Raw genomic sequence first — 20,426 nt, 5'->3', positions numbered from 1 at the left:
GGGCGACGCGCGCGCCGCCCTGCCGTCTGACTTACTGCTTCGGGGTGATGCGGGTGATGCGGTCACCCTTCGGGTCTTCAGCGCCGCGCGACTTGTTCACCGCGAACACGTTGCCCTTGCCATCGGCACGGACGTGGTTCGGCAAAGTGCCGCCGTCGAGGTTGGCGACCACCTTGCCCTCGCGGTCGACCACGGTCACGGTGCCGGCGCCACGGTTGCTGACATAGGCCAGGCCGGATGCATCATCGAAGGCGACGTTCAGCGCACCCGCGCCCACCGGCACATCGTGCAGCACCTTGCCGGCTGCGACGTCGACGATCAGCAGGTTGTCGGTGCCCTGCGACGCCACGTACAACCGGTTGCGCGCCGCGTCGAACGCCACGCCCGACGCGCTGATCGAGTTGCCCAGATCGATCACCTTCTCGACCTCACCGCTGGCCACGTCGATCACCGCCGCCTCCGGCGTGCCGATGCTGACGGTGAACAGCTTGCCGCCCTTCTCGTCCAGCACCAGGCTCATCGGCGTGAACTTGCCGTCATCCACGCCCGATTCAAGCGTCACCGCGGGCAGCTCCTTGAACGTCTTCGCATCGAATACCGACAGGTGATCCTCACCGGTGGCCGAGGCAAACACCTTGCCGCGGGTACCATCGATCACCACGTCGCGCGCATGCGGCACCGCATCGACCGGGAACTGGTGCACCAGCGACAGATCCTTCTGGCGATAGACGGCCACGCTGTTCTGACGGGTATTGGTCACCCACACGTTGCCGTTGGCATCATCCACGCCCACGCCGTACACCGCATAGACCGCGCCGTTGGTACTGCCCGGCACCTGCGCCGGCGTGATCGCCTTGCTGACCTTCAGCGACGCCGGGTCGATCTTCAGCAGCTGCGACTGGGTCACCGGCGGCCGGCCGACCGCGGAGGTCACGAACAGCGCATTGCTGGCGGCGCTGTAGGCGGACTGGTACAGGCCCGGCACCAGCTTGTTGGACTGGGTGGTGAACTGCGCCTGGCCCGACAGCGGCAGCTGCGGCGAGACGCGCAGCTTCAGCACCGTCGCGGCGGCCGGCTGGCTCGCCCGCACCACGACCGGATGGGTGCCCGGCACGGCATCGGCGGGAATGGCCAGCTGGGTCTTGAAGTTGCCATCGGCATCAACCACCACCGGCTGGGCGTTCAACACGCTGTCGCCGCGCAGCAGGCTGACCTTCTGGCCCGGCACGAAGCCGCGACCGACCACATCGGCGGTGCTGCCCGGCACCACATTGTCGCCGCGCGAGACCACCTGGCCCTTGAACGTGGCGTTGGCCGGTTGATCGAATACCGGCTGCGCGGTGGCCGCGACGGCCAGCAGCAGGCCGGTGGCCAGAGTGGTGAAGCGAAGCGAAGGACGAAGGGAGGAACGGAACGACATGACAGGCTCCTTGCACACGTAGGCCGCGCCACGTGGCGCGGGATTCATCGGTTGCCTGGGCCGCTGCACGCGGGCAGCCTCGCCTGGGTAGTGGGGTCGCACGGCACGCCGCGCGAAGGGATTCATTCGCTGGACGGCCCATCCGTTGCACTGGCGCCATCGCCTGCACTGCGATCGGTCACCCCGTACAGCTCATGCAGCGCCGCGTGGAAGGACGCCGGCAGCATCGGGCCATGGCCCAGGCCAGGAAACTCGCGGTACTGCACGCTCAGCCCCGGCACCCGGCGCAGCCGCTCGGACAACTGCATCGCCGCGTCAGGCGTGGCGCCGCCGATGCGGCGCAGGTGCGCGACCACCCGCGGGTTGTTCAGGTCACGCTTGCCGCGGTCGCCGACGCGCTCGGCGCCTCCCAGCATCAACCAGACCCTGGCCGGCTGCCCGTGCACGTTCTGCACGAACTGCTGTTCGGGATCGCCCAGCGCCGCGCCCTGCGCCCACCACAGTGACGGACTGGCGGCGAGATAGGCCTGGAACGCGGCCGGCCGGGTGTACAGCGCGTTGAGCACGAACAGGCCACCGAGCGAGTGCCCCCACAGCGCCTGCTGCCCGGTGTCGACGCGGGCGCGACGCTCCACCTCGGGCTTGATGCGGCGTTCGATCACATCAAGGAACGCCGCAGCGCCCCCGCCGACCGCCTGGGTTGCGCCGCTCTCATCGTCGGCGCGGTCGATCCATGCCGTGTAGTCACGGGTCCGCGCCTTCGAGTCGATGCGCAGATCATTGTCGTAGCCGATCAGCACCAGCACCGGAGGCGCCTTGAGTGCTGCAAGTTCAGCCAGCAGCGGCTGGTCGAGCACCATCGCCACCGCATTGCCGTCCAGCGCGTACAGCACCGGCGAAGGTGCACTGGAGGCGCGGACCGGAATCGCCAGATTCACCCGCCAGCGGCGCTGCGTGTCGGCACTGTCGATCACGAAATGCTCGAAGCGATAGCTGGCGGCCGGCTCATCCAGCACGGTGTGGCCGATCTTCTGCAGCGGATTGCGCTGCTGCGCGTACGCATACGGGGTAGCCAGGAGCAGACCCATCATCAGGACGGCAAGGCCGCGGGCCAGCGGACCACGGTGCGGAGGCAGGACGAAATGCTTCATCGGCGGGCGACGTCAGCGGCCTGGGCCGCTGTTTCACAAGGGACCGCAGTCTACCTTAAACGCGAATGATTATCACAACGATCAAACGTCACACTGTGTATCACGCGCGCGATACCGCGGCGTCATGGGACGCATCATCATTGTTCCCGCCAAGGCGGGAAGGCCGATCCAGGACCGGGCGCTGCCCGGCGGGTGCCGCGTCAAGGGCCCGCAGGCACGGGGCCGTACGGGTTTTCCTGCGGCGTGCCGGGCAGCAGAGCGAACACCAGGATCACCAGGCCGCCCATCGGCACCAATGCCAGAAGATAGAGCCAGCCGGACTGGTTGCAGTCATGCAGACGGCGCACGGTGACGGCGATCAGCGGCACGATCGTCGCCAGCCACATCAGGCCCAGCAGCACCATCGTGCCGATCAGGATGGCGCTCAGTGCATCCGGACTGGAGCGCATGAGGATCGCCAGCACGCCGGCCAGCAGCGACACCGCCGTGGCCACCAGAAACAGGAACAGCTGGAACATCCAGTATTCGCGGCGATTGGCCCGACCCTCGAACTGGGCGTAGCGCTTCAACGCCAGAGTCATGTCCTGCATGAACGTCATCCTTGAGAAGTGAACCGGGGATTCTCTCGAATCAGCGTGGACCCGACAATCGGATTGGTTGCATAACGGCGATCAACGCCGCTTCGCCGCCCGCGCCGCCTCGCGCTCGGCGCGCAACCGGTCGAGCTTTTCCTTCAGCTTGATCTCCAGTCCGCGCGGCACCGGGTTGTAGTACACGCGCTCGCCCATCGCATCGGGGAAGCCGGTCTGATCCAGGGCGATCCCGCCTTCCGCATCGTGGTCATACTGGTACTCGGCACCGTAGCCCAGTTCCTTCATCAGCTTGGTCGGCGCGTTGCGCAGGTGCAGCGGCACCTCTTCGGTACCGCTCTGGCGCACGTCGGCCTTGGCCTGGTTGAACGCCGCGTAGCCTGCATTCGACTTGGCGGTGCTGGCCAGATACAGCACCAGCTGGGCGAACGCGAGCTCGCCTTCGGGGCTGCCCAGCCGTTCGTAGATGTCCCACGCTTCCAGCGCCATGCTCTGTGCTCGCGGATCGGCCAGACCGATGTCCTCGATCGCCATGCGGGTCAGCCGGCGCGCCAGGTACGACGGATCGCAGCCGCCGTCGAGCATGCGGGTCAGCCAGTACAGCGCCGCATCGGGATTGGAGCTGCGCACCGACTTGTGCAACGCCGAGATCTGGTCGTAGAACTGCTCGCCACCCTTGTCGAAACGGCGGGTACGGTCGGCCAGCACCTGGGTGAGCGTCTGCGGGGTGATGTGCCCGCCCTCGCCCCCTGCCAGTTCGGCGGCGATTTCCAGCAGGGTCAACGCGCGGCGCACGTCGCCATCGGCAGCGGTGGCGATCTCCAGCAGCAGCTCGGGCGCAACCTCGATGGACTCCTGGCCCAGGCCGCGCTCGCGATCCCCCAGCGCCCGCTGCAGTGCCTCGACGATGTCGGTGGGCGAGACCGCCTCCAGCACGTGCACGCGGCAGCGTGACAGCAGCGCCGAGTTCAGCTCGAAGGACGGGTTCTCGGTCGTGGCACCCACGAACAGGATGGTGCCGCGCTCGATATGCGGCAGGAACGCGTCCTGCTGCGCCTTGTTGAAGCGATGCACCTCATCGACGAACAGCACGGTACGCCGGCCTTCGGCGAAACGCTGCGCCGCTTCGGCCAGGACCTGACGCACCTCCGGCAGGCCGGACAGCACGGCGGAGATGGCGCGGAACTCGGCATCGGAATACTCGGCCAGCAGCAGCGACAACGTGGTCTTGCCACAGCCCGGCGGGCCCCACAGGATCATCGAATGCACGCGACCGGACTCGACTGCCCGGCGCAGTGCGCTGTCCGGAGCGAGCAGGCGCTTCTGCCCGACCATTTCATCGAGCGTCTGCGGACGCATGCGCTCGGCGAGCGGGCGCAGATGATCCCGATCGACACTCAGCAGATCGGGGCCGGGGAAGGAAGTGGAGCGTTGTCTTGGCACCCGCTCATTGTACCGCGCCCCCCGTCGGTCGCGCCGGGCCATGCCCGGCGGATCGGCGAAATGCGCACATCGGTAGCGCCGGGCCATGCCCGGCGTCACCCATCAGTTGCCGATGACGTCGGTGCCGGCCGGCGGGCTGAAGCGGAAGGTCGAGGCCGCGAAGGTCGGGTTGCGCTTCCAGCCGCTGAAATTGATCACGGTGCGCTGGCCGACCGCGTCGGTGATCTCCATCCTCGCCAGCCCCTGGGCGTTGAAGCCTAGTGCGGCGTACTGGAAGCTGGCCTCGGTATCGCGCTTCGGCGACAGCGACAGCCACTGCAGGCCATCCCGTTGTGCCGCCTCCTCGCTGAGGTCGTACTGCTGCTCCAGCAGCGCTGGGTTGATCAGCGCGGTCAAGGGGCTGTTCTGCTCTTCCTTGCCCTGCTCGCGCACGGTGGCCTGCTCCAGGTCCGGCTCGTACATCCAGACCTTCTTGCCGTCGGCCACGATCAGCTGTTCATGCGGCCGCACGTACTCCCAGCGGAACAGGCGCGGGGCCGACAGGGCCACGCGGCCGCTGGTCGACTCCTTGACCTTGCCGCGGCTGTCGAACACCTGCTGGCTGAACTGGCCATCCAGGCCCTTCAGGCCGCTGGTGAAGTTCTTCAGGTCATCGCGGGCACCCGCCCACGCGCTGCCCGCGGCGGCGCAGGCCATGGCGAGAGTGCTGGCGGCAAGAATACGGCGGAGGCGGACGTTCATGCGGGAATCCTGTGGGCGCGGGCGCAAGGAAAGGTGGATGTCAGTGTGCCCGGGCAAAGATGAATGGGCGATCAGGGCGACATTATGCCGCCCCGCACGTCCACCGGCGATTCAGTTGGCAGGCGCAGGCAGCCTTCCATACAGAACCTGTCCGCGGAAGCCGCGGCGCACTTCGCGGTACAGCGCGCGGAACGCGGTGTAGTCCTGGGGCTGGCACAGTGCCTCCGGTCCGCGCACGGCATTCTGCTGCAGGCGATGGTGGACGATCACCTCCTGGCCCTGCCGGCTCCAGTCCACCCGGTACTCGCCCGCGGCATTGGCAAAACGCTGGCTGGCCGGAACGGCGATGATCGGCGCGTTGGCCGGGAACTGCAGGCGATAGGTTTCTTCACGCAGGCTCGCGTTGCAGTAGAACGGCGTCTCGTTGGCCGGTGCAGACGCGGTAGCGTACAGCCCGCGCACCGACTCGCCGCCTGGCGGATCCGGCACCGCCATGCCCCCGGCCACGCTGAAGTCCACGTAGTCTTCCGCCTGGAAGGCCATGCGGTAGCCGAACGGCCGGGTCAGATCGACCGGGACGCCCTGCAGCTGCAGCTGGCCGCGGCCATCAAAACCGGACGCCGCCATGATCGACTCCTCGGCGCGCGCCCGATTCTGCGCATTGAGCTGGGCGAACTGTGCGCGCATGCCGATCTCCGCATTCTCGCCCAGCTGCGGAATCGTCTCGCCACGCAGGTTGCCGTTGGCATCGAACGTGAAGCGCACCTCCATCGAGGTTGCGTTGCGCTGCGGACCATTGGCCGGCGTGCGTGCCAGGCTCGCGTCGGCCGTGCGCATCACCGGCGCGCCCAGGTCGCCCTCGGGCAACTGGCCGAAGCGCGCCCAGGCGGTGGTCGAATCCAGGTACAGATCGAACTCGGGAATGTAGGTGATGGCGTGGTTGAAGCGCCCCAGCACCGGAATCTTCGGCAGCGTCGGCCCGCCACCGGCGCCGATCAGCACCGGCGAACTGGCAATTCCCTTGGCGGCCAGCAGGGCTTCCAGCAGGGTCACATGGTCCTTGCAGTCCCCATAGTGGTTGTCGAGGATGCTCTGCGCGCTGTTGGGCTCCAGCCCGCCATTGCCCAGGTACACCGCGACGTAGCGGATGTTCTGAGCGACCCAGCGGTACAGCGCATCGGCCTGCGAGCGACGGTCGCCGATGCCTGCGGTGACCTGGTCGGCCAGCGCCTGGATCTCCGCCGTGACCTGCGCGGCGGGACCGGCCTTGAGCTGGTACGCCCGGCCCATCTGCGCCCAGTCACGATAGGTGCTGGCCATGATGTTCGGGCCGAACTCCCAGCCGGCGGCCGACCAGTTCTGCGCCTGCATCGCCTCGCGGCGCTGGTAGCGCCAGCGCCACTGCGCCTGGCCGTTCCTCACCACCGGGCGATCGCTGCCCTGCACGCCGCGGCTGTCGACGAACATCGGCAGGTTGGCCGGTGCGCTCAGCGTCACCTCGGCATCCTCGTATTCGGTGAACACATTGAAGGTCTCCCACAGGCCGAAGTAGCCCGGGAAGTACGGCGTGGCCTGGGTGCGGCGCACCTGGTAATACAGGCGCGTGCCCGGCGCCAGGTTCGGGAACACGATCACCCGCACCTTGCGGTCGGCGTACATCGCTGCCGAGGCGCTGGAATAGCTTTCCTGGGTGTAGATGCGATCTGCCGGAACGTCACGGCGCTGGCCATCGGCGGTGATGGTGCAGGCGTCGAGCACCTCCAGCGTCTCCATCTTCTCGCTGTAGCTCAGCCGCACCTGGCTGAACTGCTCGACCGAGGCCTTGGTCTTGAGCAGGACCTCGTAGGTCTCGGTCTGCACATTGCCTGCGTCGGGCCGCACCTGGTAGTCGGCGCGATAGCGGACGATGCTGAAGTTGTTGCTGGCTTCGGTATCGCCGCTGGTGGAAGGCGGCGCCGTAGCGGGCGCGGGGGTGGCGGTCTCCGCCAGGGCCGGGCTGGCGGCCATCAGGCCAGCCAGCGCCAGCGCCAGCGCGCGTGGTACGGGATGAAGCATTCGTCGGATCCTTGGACGTCGTGGGGGTACGTCGGGCCTTACTTCGGCGGCGGCGGTGCCAGCACCGTCCGGTCGCCGTTGTGCTCGGGCGCACTGACAACGCCGGCCGCTTCCATGGCCTCGATCAGTCGCGCCGCACGGTTGTAGCCAATCTTCAGCCGGCGCTGCACGCCGGAAATCGACGCGCGGCGGGTCTCCGTGACCACCCTCAGCGCCTCGTCATACAGCGGATCCGACTCGTCGCCGCCGGCACTGGTTTCCGGCAGGCCGGTGGCACCCACCACCACGCCGTCCCCCAGGGTCTGAACCTCGTCCAGCACGCCCTCGATGTAATCGGCCGGACCCATCGCCTTGAGATGCTCGACCACGCGATGCACTTCATCGTCGGAGACGAACGCGCCGTGCACACGTTCGGGCATGGCGGTGCCCGGCGGCAGGTACAGCATGTCGCCGTGACCCAGCAGCGTCTCCGCGCCGGACTGGTCAAGAATGGTGCGCGAGTCGATCTTCGAGCTCACCTGGAACGCGATGCGGGTGGGAATATTGGCCTTGATCAAGCCGGTGATCACATCCACCGACGGACGCTGGGTGGCCAGGATCAGGTGGATGCCGGCTGCACGGGCCTTCTGTGCCAGACGTGCGATCAGTTCTTCGACCTTCTTGCCGACGATCATCATCATGTCGGCGAATTCGTCGATGAAGATGACGATGAACGGCAGCGTCTCCAGCGGGCGCGGCGCCTCGCCCAGCTCCGGGTTCGGCTTGAACAACGGGTCCATCAGCGGCTGGCCGGCGTCCTCGGCGTCCTTCACCTTCTTGTTGAAGCCGGCCAGGTTGCGCACGCCCACCGCGCTCATCAGCTTGTAGCGGCGCTCCATCTCCGCCACGCACCAGCGCAGGCCGTTGGCGGCCTCCTTCATGTCGGTGACCACAGGCGCGAGCAGATGCGGGATGCCCTGGTAGACGCTCAGTTCGAGCATCTTCGGGTCGATCATCAGCATCCGCAGATCTTTCGGCGAGCCCTTGTACAGCAGGCTCAGTACCATCGCATTGACGGCCACGGACTTGCCCGAGCCGGTGGTACCGGCCACCAGCAGGTGTGGCATGCGCGCCAGGTCGGCCACGGTCGGGCGGCCGGCGATGTCCTTGCCCAGCGCCAGGGTCAGCACGCTGGAGGCCTTGTCGTACTCCTTCGAGCGCAGCAGCTCGGACAGGAAGATCATCTCGCGGGTGACGTTGGGAATCTCCAGGCCGATCACCGACTTGCCGGGAATCACATCGACCACGCGCACAGACTTGACCGACAGGCCGCGGGCGATGTCCTTGTCCAGCGAGCTGATCTGGCTGACCTTGATGCCCGGCGCCGGCTCGATCTCGAAGCGGGTGATGACCGGGCCCGGATAGGCGCCAACCACCTGTGCGTCGATGCGGAAATCCTTCAGCTTGAACTCGATCTGCCGCGACAGGGTCTCCAGCGTCTCCTCGTCGTAGCCCTTGGGCTGTGGCTTGGGATCATCCAGCAGGGCCAGCGGCGGCAGGTCCGAACCATCGCCGTTGACGCCGCGGAACATCGGTATCTGGTTGTCACGCTTGGCCCGGTCGCTCTTCTCGATCACCGGTTCCGGGCGCGGTTCAATCTTCACCGGCTCGCGCTTGGCGCGCACCTCGGCGTCCGCCTTGCGGACTTCCTGACGCTCCTCGCGCAGGGCACGGGTCTGCTTCCACTCGGTCGCCTGTTCCTTCTTGCGCTCCAGCAGCGGCGCCAGCGACATCACCCCACGGCCGATCTTCTCCATCACCGTGAACCACGACAGGCCGGTGGCCAGGGTGATCGAGGCCAGCAGCAGCACCAGCACGAACAGGTTCGCGCCCAGCGCTCCGAACCCGACGGTCAGCGAGTTGCCCACCAGCTTGCCAAGGATGCCGCCCGCACTGGACACATCACCATTGAACAGGCGCACATGCAGGAAGCCGGTGCCGGCGATCAGGAAGCCGACCAGACCGACCAGGCGCAGGGCCGGATCGAGGTCGTTCTCGCCCTTGCTTTCCCGCTTGAGGCCGAACATGGCGATCCAGGCCAGCGCGCCGAGCACCACCGGCAGCAGGAACGCGATGTAGCCGAACAACTGCAGCAGCACGTCGGCGATCCAGGCACCGGCGCGGCCGCCCATGTTGTGCACCGGCGCGACCACGCTGCCGGTATGCGACCAGCCGGGGTCCGACGCCGAGTAGGTGAACAGACTTGCCGCCAGGTACAGCAGGGCCGGCGCGATCGCGATCAGGCCCAGGTCGCGCCAGAGGCGCTGGCGGCGGGGGTTGTCGGTCGTCGCCGCCGCCGCGGCCGTGCGACGTGACGCCTTGCTGTCGTCGGACTTGGAGCGTTCGGGGACCTGCTTCGCCACCTTAGACCATACCTTTGGAATGCGCTGTTAGTGATTGATAATAAATGAGACGGCGTCAGTTTTCAGTTATGCGACGCTGCGAGGCGCCCTCCGGGGCCGGAAACCGTCGATGGGCGACGGCGTTCTGTTCATCGGCTTGAATCGCCCTGCCCCAGCCGCCACTCTATGACCTGCCATGGATGCTGCGCAAACATCGCCAGCGCCTTGTCCCACTTACCTTTTCGCGAGTTTACATGAGCACCAGCCTGCCCTCCCGCCACCAACGGCTTGTCATCCTCGGTTCCGGCCCGGCCGGCTGGACCGCTGCGGTCTACGCCGCCCGCGCCAACCTGAAGCCGGTCGTCATCACCGGCCTGCAGCAGGGCGGTCAGCTGATGACCACGACCGAGGTCGACAACTGGCCGGGTGACGCCCATGGCCTGATGGGCCCGGACCTGATGGCGCGCATGCAGGCTCACGCCGAGCGCTTCGAGACCGAGGTCATCTTCGACCACATCCACACCGCCGACCTGTCCCAGCGTCCGTTCCGGCTGATCGGCGACAGTCACGAATACACCTGTGACGCCCTGATCATCGCCACCGGCGCCACCGCCAAGTACCTGGGCATCCCGACCGAAGAGGCCTTCAAGGGCCGCGGCGTGTCCGCCTGCGCCACCTGCGACGGCTTCTTCTACCGTGACCAGGACGTGGTCGTGGTCGGCGGTGGCAACACTGCGGTGGAAGAGGCCCTGTACCTGTCCAACATCGCCCGCAAGGTCTACCTGGTCCACCGCCGCGACACCCTCAAGGCGGAAAAGATCATGCAGGATAAGCTGTTCGCCAAGGTCGCGGCCGGCAAGATCGAAACCGTCTGGCACCACCAAGTCGAGGAAGTGCTGGGCAACGATGCCGGCGTGACCGGTGTGCGCGTGAAGTCCACCCTGGACGGCAGCACCCGCGACATCGACGCGCACGGCTTCTTCGTGGCCATCGGTCATCACCCGAACACCACCCTGTTCGACGGCCAGCTGGCGATGAACAACGGCTACCTGGAAATCCGCTCGGGCCTGGGCGGCAACGCCACCCAGACCTCGGTGGAAGGCGTGTTCGCCGCGGGCGACGTGGCCGACCAGCACTATCGGCAGGCCATCACCTCCGCCGGCTTCGGCTGCATGGCCGCACTGGATGCCGAGCGCTATCTGGATGCACAGGGCAAGGCCGGCTGAAGATTGCTCCACGCCATGACTGATCCTGGGGGCCGGCGCGGAAGCGCCGGCCTTTCTGTTTTCTTCTGACCTATCCTTGGCCCATGCCCTCCCCCCGTTTCCTCGACTCGCTGCAGTCCGTTACCGCCACCGACTGGGACGCGCTGCATGATGGCCGCAATCCCTTCGTCAGCTACGCCTTCCTGGCCGGACTCGAAGCCCACGGTTGCCTGCGCGGGGATTGGGGTTGGCAGGCATGGCATTTCACCCTGTGGGAGGGCGACGTCCTGGTCGCGGCGATTCCCGGCTACCTGAAGACCAACTCCCACGGCGAGTTCGTGTTCGACCACGCCTGGGCCAATGCCTATGCCCGGCATGGCCGCGACTACTACCCGAAATGGCTCGGCGCCGTGCCGTACTCGCCGGTGACCGGACCGCGGCTGCTGGCCCGGGACGATCCAGCCCGCGCGGGCGTGCTGTCGGCCCTGCGCGGGGCGCTGCCCACGCTGGGCGTGTCCTCGGCGCATATCAACTTCCACACCGCAGCGGATGAAGCGCTGTTCGGCGATGACTGGCTGTTGCGCGAGGATATCCAGTTCCAGTGGCAGAACCCGGGCGACTGGACGACGTTCGATCAGTTCCTTGGCGCCATGGACCACAAGCACCGCAAGAACATCCGCCAGGAGCGCGCCAGGGTCACCCGCCAGGGCATCGGCTTCCGCGTCGTGCACGGCGATGAGGCCAGCCGTGCCGACCTGCAGGCGATGTACCGTTTCTACCTGCAGACCTTCGTCGAGTACGGCAATGCACCGGCGCTCACCGAGCCCTTCCTGCGCCACCTGGCCAGCAGCCTCGGGCGCGGCCTGGTGATGTTCCTGGCCGAACAGGACGGCGAACCGATTGCCGGCGCCTTGTGCCTGCGTGGGGGCGACACGCTGTATGGCCGCTACTGGGGTGGCGCTACCCTGCCTGGCCTGCACTTCGAGGCCTGCTACTACCAGGGCATCGAGTACTGCCTGCGCGAAGGCCTGACCCGCTTCGAGCCCGGCGCACAGGGCGAACACAAGCTGGCGCGCGGCTTCCTGCCGACGCGGGTGCGCAGCCGGCACTGGGTGGCCGATGCGGATTTCGCAGAAGCTCTGCAGGACTGGTGCCGGCAGGAGCGCAGGGACGTGCGGCGCTATGAGCAGACGTTGCAGCAACACAGCCCGTTCCGCACGCAGGACTAGCGCCGCCGCAGAATGGATGCGCCGGCATCGCTACACTCCCGGCATGACCCGTCAATTGCCCTGGCGCCTGGACGATGCGCCGGACGCCCCCTTCCCGCCCGCTGAAACCGCGCTGCGCAGTCCCGACGGCCTGCTGGCCGTAGGCGGCGACCTGCATCCTGCACGCCTGTTGAATGCCTATGCCGGCGGCATCTTCCCGTGGTTCAGCGACGGCGAGCCGATCCTGTGGTGGTCACCGGACCCACGCATGGTGTTCCGCACCTCCGGCGTACACCTGTCCAGCCGCTTCCGCCGCCAGCTGCGCGGCAGCCACTGGGAGGTGACTGCCGACACCGCCTTCAGCCAGGTGATGCGCGCCTGTGCTGCCGCGCCGCGCCCCGGACAGGACGGCACCTGGATCAGCCCGGCAATGGTCGAGGCCTACAGCCGGCTGCACGACCTCGGGTTCGCCCATTCCGTCGAGGTCTGGGACCGGCAGACCCTGGTCGGTGGCATCTATGGCGTGGCCATCGGTACGGTGTTCTTCGGCGAAAGCATGTTCAGCGGCGCCAGCGGCGGCTCCAAGATCGCGCTGGCCGCGCTGGCGGCCACCCTGCATGGCTGGGGCTGGGAACTGATCGATGCACAGGTGGAGAATCCGCATCTGCTGCGGATGGGTGCGGTGCACCTGCCACGCGCCGCGTTTCTGGACCACGTGCGGCAGGCCGTGCGCTGCCCGGGGCGTGAAGGCCCGTGGACCCGGCACATGGGCCGCTTGCCGGCCCGCGTCCTGGCGGGGGGTTAACATAAACTTTGCAAGCCGGCCGCGTCCCGCGTAAAATACTGCGCCTTAGGCCCAGCGTGGCCGTTTTCTGAACCGCACAGGACTACATGTCGAAAGACGATTCCATCGAGTTCGAGGGCACCGTCAGCGAGACGCTGCCGAACACCACTTTCCGCGTTCGTCTGGAAAATGGGCACGAGATCATCGCCCACATCTCCGGCCGCATGCGCAAGAACTACATCCGCATCCTCACCGGTGACCGGGTCAAGGTTGAAATGACCCCGTACGACCTGACCAAGGGCCGTATCACCTACCGCATGAAGTAAGCGGTCGGCGCGTCGCGCCACTTCGACAAGGCCAGCCTGGGTTGCTGGCCTTTTGTCATGCCCGCTCTCCGGCCCTGCCGGAGGTCATCGTGACCGATCTCACCATGACGTCAGTCAGCCCTGCTTGCGGCAGATTCGCAGTTGCGACAGCGGCAGCATTCTGGGATCCGATCCACTCCGGATCGCCACCCCTGCCCCGCCATGAACCTCACTTCCCTGCTCGCCCCCTTGGCCTTGTCCGCCATCGCCCTGCTGGCCCCGTCCGCCCATGCGGCCGACACCCCGGCGGCGCAGTGCGTGCCGCTGTCCGGCGAACAGCAGATCGTTCGCGCCGGCGCCGACAGGAACATCCTGCTCCGCTCCGGCGAAGCGCACTATGTCGTGCACTTCCGCAACAGCTGCCCTTCCGCCGTGCTGGCCACCCGCCTCGGCTTCACGACCGACGGCAAGGAGGCTGACACGCTGTGCAGCGAGGGCCGAAGCAAGCTGGACACCGGTCGCGGCTCCTGCGAGGTGGCGCGCATCGAGCCGATCGATGCCGAGCGGTTCACGCGTGAAGCGCGCCGTCGCAGCCGCTGACACCTGACAGCACAAGGGCGGCCGAAGCCGCCCTTGCCCTTTCCAGTCCTTCACGCCACAGCCCGGGCGTCAGCTCACTCCACCGTGGCCGGCAGCAGCCGCTCCGGCTCGGCCTGGGTCTCGACCACCAGTTCGTCGTCGCGGACATCGATGCTGACCTTGCCGCCGTTGACCAGCTTGCCGAACAACAGCTCGTCGGCCAGCGGACGCTTGATCTTGTCCTGGATCACGCGCGCCATCGGACGGGCACCCATCAGCGGGTCGAAGCCATGGTGGGCCAGCCAGTCGCGCGCGGTCGGCGTGGCCGACAGGCTGACGTGCTTCTCCTGCAGCAGCATCTCCAGCTCGATCAGGAACTTGTCCACCACACGCAGGATGTGCTCGAAGCCCAGTGCCTGGAACTGCACCACCGCATCGAGACGGTTGCGGAATTCCGGGGTGAAGCTGCGGCGGATGGTCTCCATCGCGTCGGTGGCGTGGTCCTGCTTGGTGAAGCCGATCGAACGCCGCGAGGCCTGGGCCGCGCCGGCATTGGTGGTCATCACCAGCACCACGTTCTTGAAGTTCGCTTCACGTCCGTTGGTGTCGGTCAGCACGCCCCGGTCCATGACCTGCAGCAGGATGTTGAAGATGTCCGGGTGCGCCTTCTCGATTTCGTCCAGCAGCAGCACGCAATGCGGCGTCTTGACGATCTTCTCGGTCAGCAGGCCGCCCTGGTCGAAGCCGACGTATCCCGGGGGCGCACCGATCAGGCGGCTGATCGAATGCGGCTCCATGTACTCGGACATGTCGAAGCGGACCAGCTCGATGCCCAGCTGCAGGGCCAACTGCTTGGTCACCTCGGTCTTGCCGACACCGGTCGGGCCGGCAAACAGGAAGTTGCCGATCGGCTTCTCCGGATTGCCCAGGCCCGAGCGCGCCAGCTTGATCGCCGACGACAGGGTCTCGATGGCCGGGTCCTGGCCGAAGATCACCATCTTCAGGTTGCGCTCCAGGTGCTGCAGCACATCCTTGTCGGTGGCGCTGACCTGCTTGGTCGGGATGCGCGCCATCTTGGCAATGATGGCCTCCACCTCCTCCACGTCGATCAGTTCCTTGCGCTGGTCCTCCGGCAGCAGCCGCTGGCGCGCACCTGCCTCGTCGATCACGTCGATGGCCTTGTCCGGCAGCAGGCGGTCACCGATATGCTTGACCGACAGGTCCACCGCGGCCTGCAGCGCCTCGTCGGAGTACGTCACGCCGTGGTGGGCTTCGTACTTGCCCTTCAGGCCCTGCAGGATCTCGTAGGTCTCACCCACGGTCGGCTCGACGATGTCGATCTTCTGGAAGCGGCGCGCCAGGGCGCGATCCTTCTCGAAGATGCCGCGGTACTCCTGGAACGTGGTCGAGCCGATGCAGCGCAGCTCGCCCGACGCCAACGCCGGCTTGATCAGGTTGGACGCATCCATGGTGCCGCCCGACGCCGAACCCGCACCGATGATGGTGTGGATCTCGTCGATGAACAGCACGGCATTGGGCACCTTCTTCAGGGCCGTCAGCACGCTCTTCAGGCGCTTCTCGAAGTCGCCACGGTACTTGGTGCCGGCCACCAGTGCGCCCAGGTCGAGCGAATAGATGACGGCATCGGCCAGCACCTCCGGCACCGAGCCCTCGACGATGCGCCGGGCCAGGCCTTCGGCGATCGCGGTCTTGCCGACGCCGGCCTCGCCCACGTAGAGCGGGTTGTTCTTGCGACGGCGGCACAGGACCTGGATGGTCCGCTCGATCTCGTCGGCACGCCCGACCAGCGGGTCGATGCGTCCGGCCCGGGCCTGCTCGTTGAGGTTGCTGGCGAACTCGGTCAGGGCATCCCCCTTCGGCTCGCCCTCCCCGCCCTCGGCCCGGCTCTCGCCTTCGGAGGAAGGCTGTTCGCCCTCCTCGCCCAGCTTGGCGATGCCATGGGACAGGTAATTGACCACGTCCAGGCGGGTCACGTCCTGCTGGTTGAGGTAGTAGACGGCATGGGAGTCCTTCTCGCCGAAGATGGCGACCAGCACATTGGCGCCGGTGACCTCCTTCTTGCCCGAGGACTGCACGTGGTACACGGCCCGCTGCAGCACGCGCTGGAAGCCCAGCGTCGGCTGGGTGTCGCGGCCATCGTCTTCCGCCAGGCGGGACACGGAGGCCTCGATGGCCTGCTCCAGCTCCTGGCGCAGGCGGTCGGCATCGGCACCACAGGCCTTCAGTACGGCCTGGGCGGACGGGTTGTCGAGCAGTGCCAGCAGCAGGTGTTCGACCGTCATGAACTCATGCCGGGCCTCACGGGCGCGCTTGTAGCACTGGCCGATGGTGTGTTCGAGGTCTTTGCTGAACATGGATTACTCCGGCGGCAGATGGGGACAATATGCGGCCTGACTACGCGATTTCCATCACCCTAGCGGATTGCTGCGTTCAGATGGCGTTAGCAGTGCGGATTGCTTGATCTTCATTCACTCCCGGACGGCCCACCCATGAGCAAACCCTACCTGAGCCGCTGGCGATTGCGACGTGATGGTCCCGCCATCCGTACCCCGCACGCCCGGCTCTGGCCGGTACTGACCGCCGACGACCTGCCGGCAATGCTGAAGATCAGCAGTGAAACCGAAGAACAGAACAGCCATCGCCTGCTGCGCTGGTGGGACGGCGACGGTGCCGCGCGCCTGCTGGCGCACGAGGGGCCGGCCATCCTGATCGAGCGCGCCGGCGGCCAATCGCTGCGGGAGCGCTCGATCGGCGGCGATGACAGCACCTGTACCACGATCCTGTGCCAGGTCCTGCAGCGGCTGCACCGGCCACGGAGCGCACCGCCAGCGGAGCTGGTCTGCCTGCCTACATGGTTCGCCGACCTGCTGCAGCCAAGGGGCTCGCTGCCGCCACTGCTGGAACAGTGCAGATCGCTGGCGGTCGCGCTGCTGGAGGCCGAACAGGAGGTCCGGCCGCTGCACGGTGACCTGCACCACGACAACGTGCTCGACTTCGGCACACGCGGCTGGCTGGCGATCGACCCGAAACGGCTGATCGGTGATCGCGCGTTCGACTACACCACGCTGTACAGCAATCCCGACCTGTGCGGTCCCGGCATCCACGTCGCGACCCGGCCGGAGCGCTTTGCGGCCCGGGTGACCGAGGTCAGCGCCCTGGCGGACCTGGATCGCACGCGCCTGCTGCGCTGGATCGCTGCCAGCGCCGGGCTGTCGGCCGTATGGTTCCGCAATGATGGCGACCCGGCCGATATCGACGAGACAGTCGCGGCGATGGCACTGGAGGCGCTGGCGGAGGGGTGATCCCGCTGTAGCCGAGCATGGGCTCGGCTCTACAAGAGGCCGGTCAGGCCTTTTCCATCGTGCACAGCAGCGGATGCTGGTTCATCCGTGAATACTCGTTGACCTGGCCGACCTTGGTTTCGGCCACTTCGCGGGTGAACACGCCGCAGACGCCGCGACCGCGGGTATGGACATGCAGCATCACCTGCGTCGCCTTGTCCAGGTCCATGTTGAAGAACTGCTGCAGCACGTCCACCACGAAATCCATCGGGGTGTAGTCGTCGTTGAGCAGCATGACCTGGTAGAACGGCGGCGGCGCCACTTCCGGGCGCGCGGGCTCCACGGCGATGCCGTGCTCGTGGTGGGAATCGGGGGAAGACTCGCGGGGCATCCGGTCATTATAGAGGTTGCCGCGCGCCCGCGTCGGCCCTCCCGGAATGGACGGCACGGACGGCCGCCGTCACAATTGTCCTTCCCACCCCGGTTTCACAGGATTTTCATGAAAAGGACCCTTCTGCCTGCCCTGTTGATCGCCCTGGCCTGTGCCGGTCCGGCGAGCGCAGCCGATGCCGACGCTGCCGTCGGTCGCCAGCTGGACAAGCTGGGCTACAACTACGAGGTCGACGAGGATGGCGACTACCGCCTGGTGTTCGACGTCGAGGGCGACCGCACCCAGATGGTGTACGTGCGCTCGGCGGTGGAAGACTTCGGCAGCCACAACATCCGTGAGATCTGGTCGCCAGGCTACACGTCCAAGACCAAGCAGTTCCCGGTCGCGGTCGCCAACCGCCTGCTGGAGGACTCGCAGGACGCCAAGATGGGCGGCTGGGTGAAACAGGAGGCGACCGCGATGTTCGTGGTGAAGATCGACGCCGATGCCACCGCCGACCAGCTCAGCGACGCCATCGATGCCGCGATCCGCACCGCCGACGCGATGGAACTGGAACTGACCAAGAAGGACGATCTCTGAGGTGAATGCCACGCCGGACCCGCGCTGGGCACCGCACGCCACCGTCGCCACCGTCGTGGTCGACGGTGGCCGCGTGCTGCTGGTCGAGGAGACCATCGATGGCCGCGCCGTGCTCAACCAGCCTGCCGGGCACCTCGAACCCGGCGAGAGCCTGGCCGAGGCGGCGCTGCGCGAGACCCGCGAGGAGACCGGCTGGACGGTTCAGCTGACCGACTTCATCGGCTGTTACCAGTGGACGGCGGGCGACGGTACGACGTTCCTTCGCTTCTGCTACGCGGCGCGCCCGGTCTCGCATGATCCGGCGCAGCCGCTCGACACCGGCATCGACCGCGCGCTGTGGATGACCCCGGCCGAGCTGCAGGCCGCCGGGCAGCGCCAGCGCAGCCCGCTGGTATGGCAGGTCGTGGCGGACTATCTGGGTGGCCAGCGCCACCCGCTTTCGCTGGTCCGGGAGGTCGCATGAGCACCCCGCGCGTGATGGTGGGCGTTTCCGGTGGCGTCGATTCATCGGTCGCCGCTTGGCGGCTGGTGCAGCAGGGCGAGGCCGTGGCCGGCCTGTTCATGCAGAACTGGGCCGACGACGGCAGCGGCGACTGCCGCGCCGAGGATGATCGCCGCGATGCGGTGGCGGTCTGCGGCCTGCTGGGCATTCCCTTCCATTTCCGCGACTTCTCCAGCGAGTACTGGCAAGGCGTGTTCGAGCATTTCCTGGCCGAGTACGCCGCCGGCCGCACCCCCAATCCGGACGTGCTGTGCAACCGCGAGGTGAAGTTCAAGCACTTCCTGGACGCGGCGCGTGAACTGGGCGCCGAGCGCATCGCCACCGGCCATTACGCGCGGGTGACCCAGCGCGGCCACCAGTGGCTGCTGCTGCGCGGCGCCGACCGCTCCAAGGACCAGAGCTATTTCCTGCACCAGCTGGGGCAGGAGCAGCTGGCCGCCACCCTGTTCCCGATCGGCGACCTGGAAAAGAGCGACCTGCGCCGGATCGCCCGTGACGTCAGCCTGCCGACCCATGCCAAGAAGGACTCCACCGGCATCTGCTTCATCGGCGAGCGCGACTTCCGCGAGTTCCTGGGCCGCTACCTGCCGGCCCGGCCGGGACAGATCCTCGACCCGGCCGACGGCAGCGTGATTGCCGAGCATCCGGGCGTGTTCTATTTCACGCTCGGCCAGCGCGAGGGCCTGAACATCGGCGGCGTGCGTGGCCGCCCGGCCGCGCCGTGGTACGTGGTCGGCAAGGACGTGACCAGCAACGTGCTGTATGTCGATCAGGACCGCGACAGCCCGTGGATGCTCTCCGAACGCCTGCGTTCGGAAACCGCGCACTGGATCGCCGGCGCACCACCGGCCCGGCGTTTCGAATGCACTGCCCAGACCCGCTACCGCCAGCCCGACGAGCCGTGTACGGTCGATGTGCTGGACGATGGCAGCGTGCTGGTCACCTTTGCCCGCCCGCAGCGTGCCGTCACGCCCGGCCAGTCGCTGGTGCTGTATGACGGCGAGATCTGCCTGGGCGGTGCGGTGATCGCCGCCACCGATGCGCCGCTGGAACAGCGCCTGCGCACCACCCCTTCTCCTTTTGAGGTAATCGCTGCATGAGTTTCACTGTCGACGACCGCGTCCTGGCCCTGGCCGGCATTGCCCAGGCCCTGCAGCAGGTGCGCCGCATCGCCGATACCGGCCATTCCGACGCCGCCGCTGTACGTACCGCGGTGGACAGCGTGTTCCGCGTCGACGCGTCCTCTCCGCAGGAGGTGTTCGGCGACCGCCACGCGCTGAAGTCGGGCCTGCGCCTGCTGCACAACTACTTCCGCAACCAGGGCCAGGATCCGATCCTGCCCAAGCTGGCATTGTCGGTGCTGCAGCTGGAGCGCCGCTTCGTGCAGGACGGCGCAACCGTCAACAAGGTTGCCGCGGGCATCGAGCAGGCGCAGCGCAAGGCCGCCGAACTGGGCGACAGCGGTCACCCGGATGTGCTGGCCAGCCTCGGCGGCGTCTATGCGGACACCATCAGCCATCTCAAGCCGCGGGTGATGGTGCAGGGCAACCCGCATTACCTGGGCCAGGCCGGTGTGGTCTCCGAGATCCGTGCGCTGCTGCTGGCCGCCGTCCGCGCCGCGGTGCTGTGGCGGCAGGTGGGCGGCAGCTACTGGGACTTCCTGTTTGGTCGCAAGGCGATGGTCGAGGCCGTGGACCGCCTGCTGGCCTGACCGTTGCATCCGCCGGGCATGGCCCGGCGCTTCCGCATGGCCTGACCGTCGCGCAGCGCTGCCGGGGTAGCGCCGGGCC

At 67.3% G+C, this 20,426-nt stretch carries 19 protein-coding genes; 10 read left to right on the top strand and 9 right to left on the bottom strand.

Features of this window, described 5'->3' with window-relative positions:
• Nucleotides 1-31: 31 nt before the first annotated feature.
• The 7 genes from ACX9OW_RS04595 to ACX9OW_RS04565 all read right to left on the bottom strand — a co-directional run bounded on the left by ACX9OW_RS04595 (nucleotide 32) and on the right by ACX9OW_RS04565 (nucleotide 9,802).
• Nucleotides 32-1,420, bottom strand: coding sequence for a YncE family protein (locus ACX9OW_RS04595; RefSeq protein WP_128988579.1), 1,389 nt, complete (start codon nucleotides 1,418-1,420; stop codon nucleotides 32-34).
• 122 nt (nucleotides 1,421-1,542) lie between these two features.
• Nucleotides 1,543-2,571: an alpha/beta hydrolase gene (locus tag ACX9OW_RS04590; RefSeq protein ID WP_065182201.1), complete on the bottom strand. Its 1,029-nt coding sequence runs from the start codon at nucleotides 2,569-2,571 to the stop codon at nucleotides 1,543-1,545.
• 200 nt (nucleotides 2,572-2,771) lie between these two features.
• A complete protein-coding gene (locus ACX9OW_RS04585) occupies nucleotides 2,772-3,161 on the bottom strand; it encodes a DUF805 domain-containing protein (RefSeq protein WP_065182200.1) in 390 nt (129 codons plus the stop codon).
• 81 nt (nucleotides 3,162-3,242) lie between these two features.
• On the bottom strand, nucleotides 3,243-4,520 hold the full coding sequence (locus ACX9OW_RS04580; RefSeq protein WP_227255445.1) for a replication-associated recombination protein A: 1,278 nt from the start codon (nucleotides 4,518-4,520) through the stop codon (nucleotides 3,243-3,245).
• Nucleotides 4,521-4,706: 186 nt separating this feature from the next.
• A complete protein-coding gene (lolA, locus tag ACX9OW_RS04575; RefSeq protein WP_065182198.1) occupies nucleotides 4,707-5,345 on the bottom strand; it encodes an outer membrane lipoprotein chaperone LolA in 639 nt (212 codons plus the stop codon).
• A gap of 111 nt (nucleotides 5,346-5,456) precedes the next feature.
• A complete protein-coding gene (locus ACX9OW_RS04570) occupies nucleotides 5,457-7,400 on the bottom strand; it encodes a DUF3857 domain-containing protein (protein ID WP_459061987.1) in 1,944 nt (647 codons plus the stop codon).
• Between the two features lie 38 nt (nucleotides 7,401-7,438).
• Entirely contained in the window at nucleotides 7,439-9,802 is a 2,364-nt protein-coding gene (locus ACX9OW_RS04565; protein ID WP_053517949.1) for a DNA translocase FtsK, read from the bottom strand.
• 233 nt (nucleotides 9,803-10,035) lie between these two features.
• Here ACX9OW_RS04565 and trxB point away from each other — a divergent pair, with 233 nt between their 5' ends.
• The 5 genes from trxB (at nucleotide 10,036) to ACX9OW_RS04540 (ending at nucleotide 13,883) form a co-directional block, all read left to right on the top strand.
• Nucleotides 10,036-11,007 (top strand): thioredoxin-disulfide reductase, encoded by a 972-nt coding sequence (gene trxB / locus ACX9OW_RS04560; RefSeq protein WP_053517948.1) that lies wholly within the window; start codon nucleotides 10,036-10,038, stop codon nucleotides 11,005-11,007.
• Between the two features lie 83 nt (nucleotides 11,008-11,090).
• Entirely contained in the window at nucleotides 11,091-12,215 is a 1,125-nt protein-coding gene (locus ACX9OW_RS04555) for a GNAT family N-acetyltransferase (RefSeq protein ID WP_111186996.1), read from the top strand.
• 43 nt (nucleotides 12,216-12,258) lie between these two features.
• The gene (gene aat / locus ACX9OW_RS04550) at nucleotides 12,259-12,999 is read left to right on the top strand and encodes a leucyl/phenylalanyl-tRNA--protein transferase (RefSeq protein WP_053517945.1); all 741 of its coding nucleotides are present in this window, start codon (nucleotides 12,259-12,261) and stop codon (nucleotides 12,997-12,999) included.
• An 86-nt stretch (nucleotides 13,000-13,085) separates the two neighbouring features.
• Nucleotides 13,086-13,304 carry a translation initiation factor IF-1 gene (infA, locus tag ACX9OW_RS04545; RefSeq protein WP_005409596.1) on the top strand — a complete coding sequence of 73 codons (219 nt, stop codon included), beginning with the start codon at nucleotides 13,086-13,088 and terminating at the stop codon, nucleotides 13,302-13,304.
• Nucleotides 13,305-13,505: 201 nt separating this feature from the next.
• A complete protein-coding gene (locus ACX9OW_RS04540; protein ID WP_065182195.1) occupies nucleotides 13,506-13,883 on the top strand; it encodes a hypothetical protein in 378 nt (125 codons plus the stop codon).
• Between the two features lie 74 nt (nucleotides 13,884-13,957).
• On the opposite strand, the gene clpA is transcribed toward ACX9OW_RS04540, so the two are convergent.
• Nucleotides 13,958-16,237, bottom strand: coding sequence for an ATP-dependent Clp protease ATP-binding subunit ClpA (gene clpA, locus ACX9OW_RS04535; RefSeq protein WP_065182194.1), 2,280 nt, complete (start codon nucleotides 16,235-16,237; stop codon nucleotides 13,958-13,960).
• Nucleotides 16,238-16,372: 135 nt separating this feature from the next.
• Between clpA and ACX9OW_RS04530 the strand changes: the two genes are divergently transcribed.
• Nucleotides 16,373-17,185, top strand: a complete 813-nt coding sequence (locus ACX9OW_RS04530) for an APH(6) family putative aminoglycoside O-phosphotransferase (RefSeq protein ID WP_459061986.1) — start codon at nucleotides 16,373-16,375, stop codon at nucleotides 17,183-17,185.
• A gap of 43 nt (nucleotides 17,186-17,228) precedes the next feature.
• On the opposite strand, the gene clpS is transcribed toward ACX9OW_RS04530, so the two are convergent.
• A complete protein-coding gene (clpS, locus tag ACX9OW_RS04525; RefSeq protein ID WP_053517940.1) occupies nucleotides 17,229-17,555 on the bottom strand; it encodes an ATP-dependent Clp protease adapter ClpS in 327 nt (108 codons plus the stop codon).
• A gap of 108 nt (nucleotides 17,556-17,663) precedes the next feature.
• Here clpS and ACX9OW_RS04520 point away from each other — a divergent pair, with 108 nt between their 5' ends.
• From ACX9OW_RS04520 to hflD, 4 genes are read left to right on the top strand one after another with little or no spacing between them, the layout of a single operon-like run.
• Nucleotides 17,664-18,134 (top strand): hypothetical protein, encoded by a 471-nt coding sequence (locus tag ACX9OW_RS04520; protein WP_111186999.1) that lies wholly within the window; start codon nucleotides 17,664-17,666, stop codon nucleotides 18,132-18,134.
• A gap of 1 nt (nucleotide 18,135) precedes the next feature.
• The gene (locus ACX9OW_RS04515) at nucleotides 18,136-18,597 is read left to right on the top strand and encodes an NUDIX hydrolase (RefSeq protein ID WP_053517938.1); all 462 of its coding nucleotides are present in this window, start codon (nucleotides 18,136-18,138) and stop codon (nucleotides 18,595-18,597) included.
• The gene (gene mnmA, locus ACX9OW_RS04510; RefSeq protein ID WP_459061985.1) at nucleotides 18,594-19,736 is read left to right on the top strand and encodes a tRNA 2-thiouridine(34) synthase MnmA; all 1,143 of its coding nucleotides are present in this window, start codon (nucleotides 18,594-18,596) and stop codon (nucleotides 19,734-19,736) included. The genes ACX9OW_RS04515 and mnmA overlap by 4 nt, the downstream gene beginning before the upstream one ends.
• Nucleotides 19,733-20,347 carry a high frequency lysogenization protein HflD gene (gene hflD / locus ACX9OW_RS04505; protein ID WP_053517934.1) on the top strand — a complete coding sequence of 205 codons (615 nt, stop codon included), beginning with the start codon at nucleotides 19,733-19,735 and terminating at the stop codon, nucleotides 20,345-20,347. The genes mnmA and hflD overlap by 4 nt, the downstream gene beginning before the upstream one ends.
• Nucleotides 20,348-20,426: the final 79 nt, after the last annotated feature.

The organism is Stenotrophomonas genospecies 5, from assembly GCF_054473825.1.
The sequence above is the reverse complement of the archived record's forward strand: the minus strand, read 5'-3'. Positions and strand labels throughout refer to the sequence as shown.